At 74.0% G+C, this 11,465-nt stretch carries 13 protein-coding genes and 1 tRNA gene; 5 read left to right on the plus strand and 9 right to left on the minus strand.

Going from position 1 to position 11,465, the window contains the following annotated elements; all coding sequences use genetic code 11:
- Positions 1 to 36: 36 nt before the first annotated feature.
- From ACPFP2_RS27070 to ACPFP2_RS27080, 3 genes are all read right to left on the minus strand, one after another.
- Positions 37 to 2,259, minus strand: coding sequence for a HelD family protein (locus ACPFP2_RS27070; protein WP_424092740.1), 2,223 nt, complete (start codon positions 2,257 to 2,259; stop codon positions 37 to 39).
- A 230-nt stretch (positions 2,260 to 2,489) separates the two neighbouring features.
- Entirely contained in the window at positions 2,490 to 4,004 is a 1,515-nt protein-coding gene (locus ACPFP2_RS27075) for a tetratricopeptide repeat protein (RefSeq protein WP_424092653.1), read from the minus strand.
- A 60-nt stretch (positions 4,005 to 4,064) separates the two neighbouring features.
- The gene (locus ACPFP2_RS27080; RefSeq protein WP_424092655.1) at positions 4,065 to 4,523 is read right to left on the minus strand and encodes a MarR family winged helix-turn-helix transcriptional regulator; all 459 of its coding nucleotides are present in this window, start codon (positions 4,521 to 4,523) and stop codon (positions 4,065 to 4,067) included.
- Between the two features lie 50 nt (positions 4,524 to 4,573).
- Here ACPFP2_RS27080 and ACPFP2_RS27085 point away from each other — a divergent pair, with 50 nt between their 5' ends.
- Positions 4,574 to 5,095, plus strand: coding sequence for a VOC family protein (locus ACPFP2_RS27085; protein ID WP_424092657.1), 522 nt, complete (start codon positions 4,574 to 4,576; stop codon positions 5,093 to 5,095).
- A gap of 24 nt (positions 5,096 to 5,119) precedes the next feature.
- The gene (locus ACPFP2_RS27090) at positions 5,120 to 6,016 is read left to right on the plus strand and encodes a hypothetical protein (protein WP_424092658.1); all 897 of its coding nucleotides are present in this window, start codon (positions 5,120 to 5,122) and stop codon (positions 6,014 to 6,016) included.
- Here the strand turns inward: ACPFP2_RS27090 and ACPFP2_RS27095 are convergent.
- The 5 genes from ACPFP2_RS27095 to ACPFP2_RS27115 all read right to left on the minus strand — a co-directional run bounded on the left by ACPFP2_RS27095 (position 5,985) and on the right by ACPFP2_RS27115 (position 8,943).
- The gene (locus ACPFP2_RS27095) at positions 5,985 to 6,503 is read right to left on the minus strand and encodes a potassium channel family protein (RefSeq protein ID WP_424092660.1); all 519 of its coding nucleotides are present in this window, start codon (positions 6,501 to 6,503) and stop codon (positions 5,985 to 5,987) included. The genes ACPFP2_RS27090 and ACPFP2_RS27095 overlap by 32 nt on opposite strands.
- Positions 6,504 to 6,657: 154 nt before the next feature.
- Positions 6,658 to 6,837: a DUF4236 domain-containing protein gene (locus tag ACPFP2_RS27100; RefSeq protein WP_088978182.1), complete on the minus strand. Its 180-nt coding sequence runs from the start codon at positions 6,835 to 6,837 to the stop codon at positions 6,658 to 6,660.
- 228 nt (positions 6,838 to 7,065) lie between these two features.
- The gene (locus tag ACPFP2_RS27105; RefSeq protein ID WP_424092663.1) at positions 7,066 to 7,584 is read right to left on the minus strand and encodes a GNAT family N-acetyltransferase; all 519 of its coding nucleotides are present in this window, start codon (positions 7,582 to 7,584) and stop codon (positions 7,066 to 7,068) included.
- Positions 7,584 to 8,039: an RrF2 family transcriptional regulator gene (locus tag ACPFP2_RS27110; RefSeq protein WP_424092665.1), complete on the minus strand. Its 456-nt coding sequence runs from the start codon at positions 8,037 to 8,039 to the stop codon at positions 7,584 to 7,586. Before ACPFP2_RS27110 ends, ACPFP2_RS27105 begins: the two co-directional genes overlap by 1 nt.
- Before the next feature lie 7 nt (positions 8,040 to 8,046).
- The gene (locus ACPFP2_RS27115) at positions 8,047 to 8,943 is read right to left on the minus strand and encodes a helix-turn-helix transcriptional regulator (protein WP_424092666.1); all 897 of its coding nucleotides are present in this window, start codon (positions 8,941 to 8,943) and stop codon (positions 8,047 to 8,049) included.
- Positions 8,944 to 9,079: 136 nt separating this feature from the next.
- Here ACPFP2_RS27115 and ACPFP2_RS27120 point away from each other — a divergent pair, with 136 nt between their 5' ends.
- Entirely contained in the window at positions 9,080 to 9,856 is a 777-nt protein-coding gene (locus tag ACPFP2_RS27120; protein ID WP_424092667.1) for an SDR family oxidoreductase, read from the plus strand.
- A gap of 95 nt (positions 9,857 to 9,951) precedes the next feature.
- On the opposite strand, the gene ACPFP2_RS27125 is transcribed toward ACPFP2_RS27120, so the two are convergent.
- On the minus strand, positions 9,952 to 10,383 hold the full coding sequence (locus tag ACPFP2_RS27125; RefSeq protein WP_007457244.1) for an SsgA family sporulation/cell division regulator: 432 nt from the start codon (positions 10,381 to 10,383) through the stop codon (positions 9,952 to 9,954).
- A gap of 294 nt (positions 10,384 to 10,677) precedes the next feature.
- Here ACPFP2_RS27125 and ACPFP2_RS27130 point away from each other — a divergent pair, with 294 nt between their 5' ends.
- Positions 10,678 to 11,292 (plus strand): TIGR02611 family protein, encoded by a 615-nt coding sequence (locus tag ACPFP2_RS27130; RefSeq protein ID WP_424092671.1) that lies wholly within the window; start codon positions 10,678 to 10,680, stop codon positions 11,290 to 11,292.
- Positions 11,293 to 11,377: 85 nt separating this feature from the next.
- Positions 11,378 to 11,449, plus strand: a tRNA-Val gene (locus ACPFP2_RS27135).
- Positions 11,450 to 11,465: the final 16 nt, after the last annotated feature.

Genomic DNA, 11,465 nt, shown 5'->3' on the forward strand with positions numbered 1-11,465 from the left:
GGGAGGGAGCGGGGAGGTTGGGTGGGGGGGAGGGTGTCAGGGGGTGGGGCGGAGGATGCCGAGGCGTTGGGTGGCGCGGGTGAGGGCGACGTAGAGGTCGCTGCGTCCGCGCGGGGACTCGGCGACGATGCCGTCCGGGTCGACCACCAGCACGCTGTCGAACTCCAGGCCCTTGGCCTGGTCGACGGTGAGCACCACCACCCGGCTCTCCAGCTCCGGCTGTTCGCCGACGGCCGCCTCCGGCAGCGCGGCCACCACGGCGGCGGCCAGCTCGTCGGCACGCCCCTGCGGCACGATGACGCCGAGGCGACCGTCGGTCAGCCCGGCGGCCTCGCGCGCCGTCGCCGCGACCAGCTCGTCGGCGAGGGATCCGGCCGCGACCGCGCGGTCCCACGGCGGTACGCCGCCGGCGCGTACCGAGCGGGGTGGGCGCAGCGCCGGGTCGATCTCGGCGAGCACGTCGGCGGCGACCGCCATGATCTCGGCGGGGGTGCGGTAGCTGACGGTCAGCTCCTCCAGCCGCCAGCGCTGCGCCACGTACGGCTCCAGCGCGTCGGCCCAGGAGGGTGTGCCGGCGAGCGCCCCGGTCTGCGCCACGTCGCCGACGATGGTCATCGACCGGCTCGGGCAGCGGCGCATCAGCAGCCGCCAGGCCATCGGGGACAACTCCTGCGCCTCGTCGACGATGACGTGCCCGAACGCCCAGCCCCGGTCGGCGGCGGCCCGCTGGGCGGTGGTCAGCCGGTCGGCCTCCTCCTGCCGCTCCAGCAGCCGGTCGGCGTCGAGCAGGTCGGTGACGCCGAGGATCTCGCCGCCGTCCGCCTCGTCCTCGACGTCGATCGAGCGGGAACCCCGCCAGATCTCCAGCACGCCCTCGGCGTACTCGCGTTGCAGGGCGCGGATCCGCTCGCGGCGCGCGGCGGCGGCCCGCTCGTCCTCGCCGAGCAGTTCGGCGGCCTCGTCCAGCAGCGGCACGTCGGCCGGGGTCCAGCCGCCACCGGGCTCGCGGTGCAGCAGCGCCCGCTCGTCGTCGGTGAGCATCGGCGCCGCGACGGCGATCCGGTCGGTCGAGGCGTACAGGTCGGCGAGCAGACGCTGCGGGGTCAGCACCGGCCAGAGTTCGTCCAGCGCGGCGCGGACGCCGGGCTCCTCGCGCAACTCGCGGCGGATCTCGGCCCGGTCGGCCTCGGAGAGCAGGTTCCCCCCGCCCAGCGGGTCCGCGCCGATCTGCTCGGCGACCTGGTCGGCGAGGGCGTGCACGATCTCGACGTCGAAGAGGGCGCGGGCCAGGTTGTGCGGGCGGCCGGTGCGCCGCACCCGGTCCCGGGCCTGGCGGACGGTCGCCGGGTCCAGGAGCAGCGTCTCCCGTTCGACCTCGATCTCCAGCGGCTCGTCCGGCACCCACTGGCGGTCGCGCACGGCGGCGGCGAGCACCTCGGTCATCACCGTGCGGCCCTTGAGCGCCGCGGTCCGCGCCGGCTCCGCGCGCCGCGCGCTCACTCCGGGGAAGAGGTCGCCGGGGGTACGCAGCAGCACGCCGGTCTCCGCCAGCGTGGGCAGCACCTGGGAGATGTAGCGCAGGAAAGTGGCGTTCGGGCCGACCAGCAGCACACCCCGGGTGGAGAGTTCCCGCCGGTGGGTGTAGAGCAGGTACGCCGCCCGGTGCAGCGCCACCGCCGTCTTGCCGGTGCCCGGGCCGCCCTGCACCACCAGCACGCCCGGCAGGTCGGCCCGGATGATCCGGTCCTGCTCGACCTGGATGGTCTCCACGATGTCGCGCATCCGCCCGGTACGTCCGGCGTTGAGCGCGGCGAGCAGCGACGCCTCGCCGGTCAGCTCCTCGTGGGCGGTGGGGGAGGCGGTGGCGATGTCCAGCACCTCGTCGTTGAGCCCGGTCACCTTGCGCTGCCGGGTACGCAGGTGCCGGCGGCGCCGCACCCCCTGCGGATTGGCGGCGGTGGCGAGGTAGAACGGTCGGGCGGCGGGGGCGCGCCAGTCCATCAGCAGCGGGTCGAAGTCGCCGCCGGTGTCGAAGATGCCGATCCGGCCGATGTACTGCCGGGCGCCGTCGGCGCCGTCGAGCCGGCCGAAGCAGAGGCCGTTCTCCACGGCGGAGAACTGCTCGACCTGCTCGGCGTACATCCGGACGGAGCTGTCCCGCTGGGAGCGGGCCTGCTGCGTGCCGCCGGTGGTGCGCAGCTGCTCGGTGAGCCGCTGGGCGGCCTGCTCGCGCATGCCGTCGAGCCGGCCGTAGAGCATCGAGACGTACTCCTGCTCGCGGCCGATCTCGTCGTCGTCCCGCTGCTGGCCGGCGGAACCGTCGGAGTGCGTTGACAAGCCGTCTCCTCGTCAATTAAAATCGCTGCAGGAATGGCATTCGACGCCATTCCTTTTTTGTGCCTGAACTGAGAAAGATACCGCGCGGCGAGTCGCCCCACCAAGCGTGCCGGCCGCCGCGCGACCACGTCACACCGGTGCCGCGCGGGGAATCAGCGGCGTTTCGTGCAGACCTCGCGGGAGCGGCCCACGCTGTCGGTGGACCAGACCACCGCGATCGTGAAGCAGTAGTCGGTGGTGCGGTCCAGGCCGTACACGACGAAGCTCTCCGTCCCGGCGGGCAGTTCCTGGAAGGCGCGCGGCTGCTGACCGGTGCGGCCGCCGGAGACGACCACCGGGCCCTCCGCGCCGGCCGGGTACCGCCACGACAGGGCGATGTCGCCGCGCCGGTCGTCCAGGGTCACCCGGTCCGGGGGCGTGCCGGGCGCGGCGAGGGCCCCGGTGCTCGGCGACGCCGGGCCGGGGCCGGTCGACGCGACGCCGGCCGGCCCGGTCGGCGGGGCGGCCGGGGGATCGTCGCTGTCCACCCCGGACACTCCGGCGATCACCGCGACGGTGCCGAGCAGCACCACGGCCACCCCGGCCACCACGGCCGGCAGCGCCACGTTGCGGCGCGGAGGCGGTGCGACGTGCCGGGGCACCACGACCGGTAGCAGTCGGGACGGATCGGGCTGCCGCCCCACCCGGTGCACCCCGTCGGCCTCCTCGGCGTATCCGCCGGACGTGGGGACCGGGTCGTACGCGGGGTCGGGCGGGGGCTGCGGCGGCCACCGGTCGGCGTCCGGATCGTAGGGGTACCCGGCGTCCACGTCCTCGGTGGGCAACCGCTGACCGGGCACCGTCGGCGGGTACGTCTCGTCGCTCGCGGCCGGCCCGACCGGCCAGGACGGCGGCTCGGGCGGCCCCTCGTCCGATGGGGCGGTACGCGCCGCGGGCACCACCGGCACCTCCCGCTCCGGTGGCGGCTCGTCGTCGCAGACGTGGTCCGGGTCGGCGGCGGAGCGGGCCAGCGTGGCGACCTGCCGGGCCAGCGGGTCCTCGGCGTCCAGGTGCTGGCCGGCCAGTTCGCGGGCGAGCGCGAGATTGTCCTGCGCCTCGGTGAACCGGCCGCAGTCGCGCTGCATCGCCCCGAGCCGGGCGAGCATCTTGATGCCGCTGGGGTGCCCGTCCCCGTAGACCTCCCGGTGCAGCTCCCAGGCGTCCTGCAGGCGCTCCCGGGCCTGCGCGCACTGGCCCCGGGCGTACTCGACGGTGGCCAGGTCGGCGTGCGCGGCGAGCACCCGCAGCGACTCGGGGCCGTCGTGGGCGGTCAGCTCCAGGATCACCTCGGAGTAGAGCCGGGCGGCGCGGGCGTCGCTGCCGACCCGGTGCAGCACCGCCGCCAGGGTGGCCGCGGCGGAGACGGTGCGCTCGTCGGAGCGCCCGTGCAGCCGGGCGGCCGCGGCGTACGCGAAGGCCGCCCAGCCCCGCGCGGAGTGCGGCTCGCCGAGCGCCACCAGCACCCGGGCCTGGAGGCCGGCCGCGTCGGCCAGCTCGGGCGAGGCATGGTCGGGGCGCGGGTCGGCGTCGGTCAGCGCGTCGGCGAGCAGCCGCTGGGCGCCGGCCAGGTCACCGGCGGACACCAGCTGGTGCGCCTGGAAGGTCAGTTCACCGAAGCCGGAGGACACGCCCCATCGTGCTGGTCCGGCGACGCAATGTACAAGACCCGGAAGTGATCTGATCCGTCGTCAACGCGTCAGGTGCGCGACCAGGGTCTCGCTGATCCGGCGCAGCTGGTCGACCTGGGCGGGGCTGAGCGCGTCGAAGAGGTGCCGGCGTACGCCCTCGACGTGGCCGGGCGCGGCGGCGGCGAGCGTGGCGAACCCGGCGTCGGTGAGCACGGCGATCTGGCCGCGCCGGTCGGTGGGGCACTCCTCGCGCCGGATCCAGCCGGCGGCCTCCAGCCGGGCGGCGGCGTGCGAGAGCCGGCTGCGCGACGAGCCGGTGCTCTCGGCCAGCTCGCTCATCCGCAGCCTCCGCTGCGGGGCCTCGGAGAGCCGGACCAGGATCTCGTAGTAGGCGTGCGGCATGCCGGCGTCGCGTTGCAGCTCGCGGTCGAGGGTGTCCATCAGCGCCCGTGAGGCGGTCAGGAAGGCCCGCCAGGTCTGCTGCTCGTCGTGGTCCAGCCACCGGGTCATGACGGCCATCATAGCGGGAGTAGTTGAAGGCTCAACCAAAACGCGCTACCGTGGAGCCCATGGGAATCCACCGCCTCAACCACGCCGTCCTCTACGTCGGCGACCTGGAGCGCAGCGTCGCCTTCTACCGTGACGTGCTGGGCTTCCGCCCGGTCGCGATGACCCCGGACGGGTTCTCCGGCGCCGCCTTCCTCCAGGCCCCCGACTCCACCAACGACCACGACCTCGGTCTTTTCGAGATCGGCGCCGCCGCCGGCCGGTCTGCGGCCGGCCGCGCCACCGTCGGCCTCTACCACCTCGCCTGGGAGCTGGACACCCTCGACGAGCTGGCCCGCACCGCCGAGCGACTGGCCGCAGCGGGCGCCCTGGTCGGCACCTCCGACCACGGCACCACCAAGAGCCTCTACGGCCAGGACCCCGACGGGTTGGAGTTCGAGATCGTCTGGATCGTCCCGGCCGACCTGCTCGACGACGCCGCGCTGGCCGCCCGCAAGCGCATCGGCCGGCTCGACATCGACCGCGAGCGGCAGCGCTACGGCGGCCAGACCCGCGGCGGGGTGGGGATCTCCGTCCCGGCCTGATCGCCCGTACGGTAGAACGGCAGGATGTCCACCGACGCCGTCCTGCGTGAACTGCTCGTCCGGCAGCTCGACCACTGGTTGCCGGGGGCGATGCACCGTTCCCGGCGGGCCACCCTCGCCCTCGCGTACGCCGGCGACCCCGGCACCGCAGAAGCGGCGCTGCGGGTGGTGGCCGAGTTCGCCGACCGGTTCCGGGGCCGCCGGCTGACCGTCCTGGTGCTGGCCGGTGGCGGCCCCGACCTGCCCGCCCGGCTGGGCGCGGTCGAGGCCACCCTGCCGGCCGACGTGGCCGTGCACGTGGTGCCCGGCGACCCCTCCCGGCTGCCGGTCACCCTCAAGGCGGCCGGCGCGGCCGGGGCGCCCCTGCTGGCCCTCGTCGACGGCGCCGCCGACGGGCCGGCGCTGCGCGCCGTCGCGGCCGGTGGCCGCCCGGCCGAGCTGCTGCTCACCGCCGAGGCGACGGGCAGCCTCCGGCCGGCGCTGGAGGCCGCCGGCTTCTCGCTGGTCAGCGAGGTCGAGCTGGTCCCCGCGGACGGCTCGCCGACCCGGCGGGTCGCCTTCGGCACCGGGCTGGACAAGAGCCTGGAGGCGTTCAAGGACACGCTCTGGGCCGTCGACGAGTTCGCCGGGGTGCGCTATCGCGACCCCGCCGATCCGGCCGGCGGGCTGCTCGACATCGCGCTGCACCCCGACCCGGCGCCGCTGCGCCGCGAGCTGCTGGCCGAACTGGCCCGCTCCGGCCCGCGCACGGTCACCGAGCTGCGCCGGCACACCGTCACCGCGACCGCCTACCGGGCCACCGACACCCTCGCCGCGCTGACCGGCCTGCTGCACTCCGGCGCGGTCGTCCGGGACCCGGCCGAGGGTCGCCTCGGCGGCGACGTGCTGATCAGCGCCGGGACCGGCCGGCCAGCTGCTTGACCACGATGGACGCCCCGGTCGCGATCACCCCGATGCTGAACAGCATCTGCGCGCAGACCACCAGCCGGGCGATCTGCCCCTGCGCGTGCACGTCGCCGTAGCCGATGGTGGTGAGGGTGGCCAGGGCGAAGTAGAGCGCGTCGACGCGGGTCTCCAGGTTGACGAACTGCCCGGGGCGACTGTTCGCCACCACGTAGTCGGCGAGCGCGAAGGTCAGCACCCCGGCGACCAGGGCGACGGTGAGCCGGATCAGCGCCCGGACCTCCGCGTCCCCGGTCGGGGCGTGCCCGGTGAGCTGCCGGCGGACCTGGCCGGTGACCAGCAGCGCGACGGTGACCACGAGGGCCAGGGTGCCCGCCGAGCGCAGGGCCAGCCGCAGCCCGTTCGGGTCCGGCTCGACCGGCACCAGGAAGTAGGCGAGCACCAGCAGCACGCAGCCCACCAGCGCCCACCGCTGCTCCCGCCGGTACGACCCGTCCCCACCCATGCGGCGATTCTCCGGGTCGGACGGCGTACCGACCCGGGGAACGCCGAACCCGGCCCCCGCGCGTCGGCGGGGACCGGGTCCGAGGGCCGTCACCGGCCCGCAGAGCCGAGCGGGGTGCCGGTGAACCACCGGCACCCCGCTCGGCCTCGGGACGTCACGCCCGGGTCTTGTCCTGCTTCCAGGAGAGCGGCCCCGGCAGGTCGACGCGGTGCGCCTTGGCCCGGGAGTTCCAGGACCAGCGACCGATCTTGATGCTCCAGGACGAGAAGCCGTTCTCGGTGAAGTTCAGGATGATCGGCCCGTACTTCTTGCGCTTGCGGAACATCAGACCCATCGTGGGGCTCCCTTCGCGTTCCCTGTCTTTCCCTGCCGTCTCGGCCCCGAACATGCCCGGATCTCCGAAATCCGAAACCAGCGATCGATCCGTCCCTGGACGGCACCCGCATCACCGGTGGGCCGAACGTGCCCCGCAGGGCGGACGGGCAGGCAACGCCGGCGGCGAAGAACGGCGTGCCACCGGCGCGGTGCGCCGGTGGGCCTCGGCGCGATGCCGTCGGTGGACTCAGCCGGGGACGGCGACGCGGTCGACGGCGAGGACCCGGGTGAGGCTGCCGTCGTCCTCGGTGAGGTCGCGCTCGTGGACGAAGCCGAGCTTGGCCAGCAGCGCCAACGAGGCGTGGTTCTCGGCCGCCACGGTGGCGTACACCCGGGGCAGGTCGAGGGTGTCGAAGCCGTACCGGAGAAGGGCGTGGGCCAGTTCGGTGCCGAGGCCACCGCCCCAGGCCGGCTTCACCAGGGCGTAGATGATCTCGTGGCCGTCCACCTGCTCGGTCCGCTTGATCTCGGCGTGCCCGACGTACCGGCCGTCGCGGCGCACCGCCCAGACGTCGAAGAGGTCGTTCGCGTACACCGTGTCGAACAGCCGCCCGTACAGGGCCGCGGCCTCGGCCGGGGTGAGCGGCCCGTCGCCCATGAACCGGCCCACCTCGGGGTCGGTGAGCAGCGCGACGGCGTCCTCGGCGTCGTCCGGACGGTACGGCTCCAGCAGCAGCCGGTCGGTGTGCAGGACGGGGGTGGGCATCAGCGTGGCTCCCAGGCGTCGGGTAGAGCCGTCAACCTACGGACGTGCGCCGGGAGGCGACCACTGATTATCTCCGCGAGGCTGACCTCGTCGAGGACCTGCCGTACGGCCGCCCGGACGGCCACCCAGAGTCGGGGCAGGTTCTGCGCCGCGCCCTCGTACCGGGTCTGCTCGGGGCGCAGCCCGCGTACCCCCGCCAGGGGACCCTCCACGGCCCGCAGGATCGCGCCGACGGTGACCTCACGCGGCGGCCGGGCCAGCGTGTAGCCGCCCTCCGCGCCGCGTTGGGCCCGGACGATGCCGGCCCGGCGCAGGTCCGCCAGGACCGCCTCCAGGAACTTGCGCGGCATGTCCTGTTCGGTGGCGATCGCCTGGGTGGAGAGCAGCGACGGGTACGCGGTGGCGAGGCTCAGTGCCGCCCGGACCGCGTAGTCGCCGCGCGCGGAGATCTGCACCCCGTCATCATGCCCGCCCGTTGCCGATGGACAGCTCGGCGGGCGGGCGCGGCCGGACGATCCGGGGCGGCGGCTCGTGACGCGCCGCCCGGAAGGCTCCCGGGCTGACCCCGACCTCCCGGGTGAAGAAACGGCCGAAATTGGTCGGCTCGGGGAAGCCGAGCCGACGACCGATCCGGGCCACCGGCTCGTCGGTGGCCGCGAGCAGCCGGCTGGCCTGCAACGCCACCCGCTCGTCGACGACCTGCTTGGCGCTGCGCCCGGTCACCGCCAGGCAGGCCCGGGTGAGGGTACGCACCGAGCAGCCCAGCCGGGCCGCGTAGTCCTCCACCCGGCGGGTGTGCTGGTAGCCGCGCTCGATCTCGCGGCAGAGCCGCCGGAAGGTGGCCACCTCGGCGCGGTGCGCGCCGTCCGCCGCCGGCCCGCCCTTCGTCGGCAACAGGCCCAGCCGCAGCAACAGCACGGCGAGCTGGTGGCGCAGCAGCGGGCGGGCGGCCGGGTCGCACCGGTGCCGGCGGACGTCGACCGTCAACTGGGTCACCTCGTTGATGACCGCGTCCTCGTCCTCGCCGGCGAGCTGATGGTGGGCGGGGACGGCGTCGACGTCGACGTCCAGGCCGTGCAGCGCCTCGCCGTGCCAGCGCACCACCGTCGCGTCGAGGCCGGGGGAGCAGCGCAGCACCTGGCCGGGGCGGGCCCGCAGCAGCGTGCCGGGACGGCAGGGCAGGGCGCGGAAGTCCAGCTCGGCGGTGCCGTGACCGCCGGTGACCAGGATGAGCAGGTCGGCGTCGAGCAGGACCGGGCGGCGCCAGGCGGGCTCGGGCGCCAGGTCGCCGAGGTCGAGCAGGCCGATCTCGGACAGGTCGGGACGGGTTGCCGGGGAGAGCTGACCGGAAGGGACCATCACCTCGACCGTAGCCCGAGCCCGCTGCGGTCGCATCCCGGCGACGGGACTGCTGTCGCGTACGCGGGGTTGTCCGGGTGCCGGGGCGGGGCTACGTTACCGGGCAGTAGGTCCACCGACTCGTGATGGGATGCGCATGACGGAACTGTTCTCGGTCGCCGGCAAGACGGTCCTGGTCACGGGAGGCTCGCGCGGGATCGGGCTGATGATCGCCCGAGGCTTCGTGCAGGCCGGCGCCCATGTGATCATCTCGTCCCGCAAGGCCGACGTCTGCGAGACGGTGGCCCGGGAACTCTCCGCCGAGGGGCGCTGCGAGGCCATCCCGGCCGACCTCGGCCACGACGAGGGCGCCGAAGGGCTCGCCGCCGCCGTCAGGGAGCGCACCGACCGGCTCGACGTGCTGGTCAACAACGCCGGCGCCACCTGGGGCGCGCCGTTGGAGTCGTACCCGGAGGCCGCGTTCGACAAGCTCTGGGCGGTCAACGTCAAGGCCGTCTTCCGGCTCACCACCGCGCTGCTGCCGGCGCTGCGCGCCGCCGCCCTCGCCGACGACCCCGCCCGCGTGATCAACATCGGCTCGATCGACGGCCTGCGCGTGCCGTTCATGGAGGTGTACGCGTACTCGGCCACCAAGGCGGCCGTGCACATGCTGACCCGCAGCCTCGCCCACCAGCTCGCCGGCGAGCACATCACGGTCAACGCGATCGCGCCCGGGCCGTTCGAGAGCAAGATGATGGCCTTCGCCCTGGACGACCCGCAGTCCCGTGCGGCGATCGAGCGGCAGGTGCCGCTGGGTCGGATCGGCCGGCCCGAGGACATGGCCGGGACCGCGATCTACCTGTCGTCCCGGGCCGGGGCGTACCTCACCGGTGCGGTGATCCCGGTCGACGGCGGCATCACCACGCACGGCTGAGCGTGACCGTCCCGGGTCGGGCGGTGGTCGTACCCGGGGAGCGGGAGCCGGAGCCGCGCGGACTCGGCAGATCCGCGCGGCTCCGATCGGGTGGTTCAGCGACCGGCGAGCAGCCGGTTCACCGCGGTGTCGACGTCCAGGTGCTCGGCCTCGCGGCCGCGCGGGACGACGACGTACGTCCGCCGCAGGAAGCGCACCAGGACGCTGCGCGGCACCTCGAACAGGGCGTTGCCGTCGGGCGACGACAGCGCCAGCGCGACGAAGTCGCCGCGCGGAGTGGCCCACGGCCAGACCCGGACGTCACCGATCCCGGCCGGCTCGTCGAGGCCGGTGACCAGCAACTCTCGGGCGAAGGACCAGCTCACGGCCTCGCCACCGGCGGATTCGGCGTGGAACAGGACGTGGACCGCATACGGGTCAGCAGGGTCGTAGCGCAGGCTGGCACGCACCGGCAATGCGGTGGCGTCAGGCGCGACGAGCCTTAGCGACGTCTCGACCTCTACGGTCGTCGGTCGGATGACACTCATGGACGTTCTCCCCCCGGCACCGCTGCGGAACGCGCGTGTCCCGCTTTTCCCATACTCAGGTGCTACCTCTGGCTACGCTCCGCCATACGCTGACTTCACCCAGTGGTGGGAAGGGGGTCGGAAACGCCTCCAGAATGCGAGAATTCTTGTAGGATTTCCGGCTCTGCCCAGTGCGGGAGCCCGTCCGAAGTCGGGTGGTTCAGTCGTCGACTTACTCCGGTAACGTCCAGTGGTCTGCGCAAGTGACGGGCCGGGGCGACACTGGGGGGTGAAATGGTCACGAACCGATCCTCAATGGATGTGCGCACCGCGACCGGCTCACCAGAAGTAGAGGTCCGAGCAGCCGAAAGGCGGGGGAACGCGGTGCCGATGGATCAGCCCGACCGGACCGGACGGACGGTCGCCGACGGTCGTTCCGGCTCTTCGCGCTCCCGCCGCCAGACCCGAGGTGGCACCTCCGGCCGCCCCGGCGCGAGGGGCGGCGCCGGCACCGCCGTGGCCGAGCGACCGCACTCCGGCTGGCGGCAGCGGGTCCGCACCACCCTCGACCTGATCCGGTCCAACCCCACCGGCCGGGTCACCCTCAAGATCTTCATCGCCGTCGCCGGGGCACTGGTGGTGACCGTCGGCATCGCCCTCATCCCGCTGCCCGGCCCGGGCTGGCTGATCGTGATCGCCGGCCTCGCCATCTGGGCCGTCGAGTTCCACTGGGCGCGACGGCTGCTCGGCTTCACCCGGCGGCACGTGCACAACTGGACGCGCTGGGTGACGTCAAGGTCGCTGCCCGTGCGCTTCGTGCTCGGATCGGTCGGCCTGGTCTTCGTCGCGACCGTGGTGTGGCTGTCGCTCAAGTACAGCCTCGGGATCGACCTGGTGGCACGGCTGCTGCACTACCTGGCGACGAACTGACCCGGTCGTGATCCACTCGGCGGGGACCCGCGGGACCCCGGATTTTTGGTCCGGTCCCTCGATCAGGTAGAGTCAACGGCGCTGAGGGCGATTAGCTCAGCGGGAGAGCGCTTCGTTCACACCGAAGAGGTCACTGGTTCGATCCCAGTATCGCCCACGCAGGTCAAAGGCCA

The organism is Micromonospora citrea (assembly GCF_049629545.1).
GTDB lineage: Bacteria > Actinomycetota > Actinomycetes > Mycobacteriales > Micromonosporaceae > Micromonospora > Micromonospora citrea_A.

Bases quoted from the DNA above. Each gene is read 5' to 3' on its own strand.
- ACPFP2_RS27070 (WP_424092740.1), bottom strand. From the start codon at position 2,259: ATGCTCTACGGCCGGCTCGACGGCATGCGCGAGCAGGCCGCCCAGCGG.
- ACPFP2_RS27080 (WP_424092655.1), bottom strand. From the start codon at position 4,523: ATGGCCGTCATGACCCGGTGGCTGGACCACGACGAGCAGCAGACCTGG.
- ACPFP2_RS27085 (WP_424092657.1), top strand. From the start codon at position 4,574: ATGGGAATCCACCGCCTCAACCACGCCGTCCTCTACGTCGGCGACCTG.
- ACPFP2_RS27090 (WP_424092658.1), top strand. From the start codon at position 5,120: ATGTCCACCGACGCCGTCCTGCGTGAACTGCTCGTCCGGCAGCTCGAC.
- ACPFP2_RS27095 (WP_424092660.1), bottom strand. From the start codon at position 6,503: ATGGGTGGGGACGGGTCGTACCGGCGGGAGCAGCGGTGGGCGCTGGTG.
- ACPFP2_RS27100 (WP_088978182.1), bottom strand. From the start codon at position 6,837: ATGGGTCTGATGTTCCGCAAGCGCAAGAAGTACGGGCCGATCATCCTG.
- ACPFP2_RS27105 (WP_424092663.1), bottom strand. From the start codon at position 7,584: ATGCCCACCCCCGTCCTGCACACCGACCGGCTGCTGCTGGAGCCGTAC.
- ACPFP2_RS27115 (WP_424092666.1), bottom strand. From the start codon at position 8,943: ATGGTCCCTTCCGGTCAGCTCTCCCCGGCAACCCGTCCCGACCTGTCC.
- ACPFP2_RS27120 (WP_424092667.1), top strand. From the start codon at position 9,080: ATGACGGAACTGTTCTCGGTCGCCGGCAAGACGGTCCTGGTCACGGGA.
- ACPFP2_RS27125 (WP_007457244.1), bottom strand. From the start codon at position 10,383: ATGAGTGTCATCCGACCGACGACCGTAGAGGTCGAGACGTCGCTAAGG.
- ACPFP2_RS27130 (WP_424092671.1), top strand. From the start codon at position 10,678: ATGGATGTGCGCACCGCGACCGGCTCACCAGAAGTAGAGGTCCGAGCA.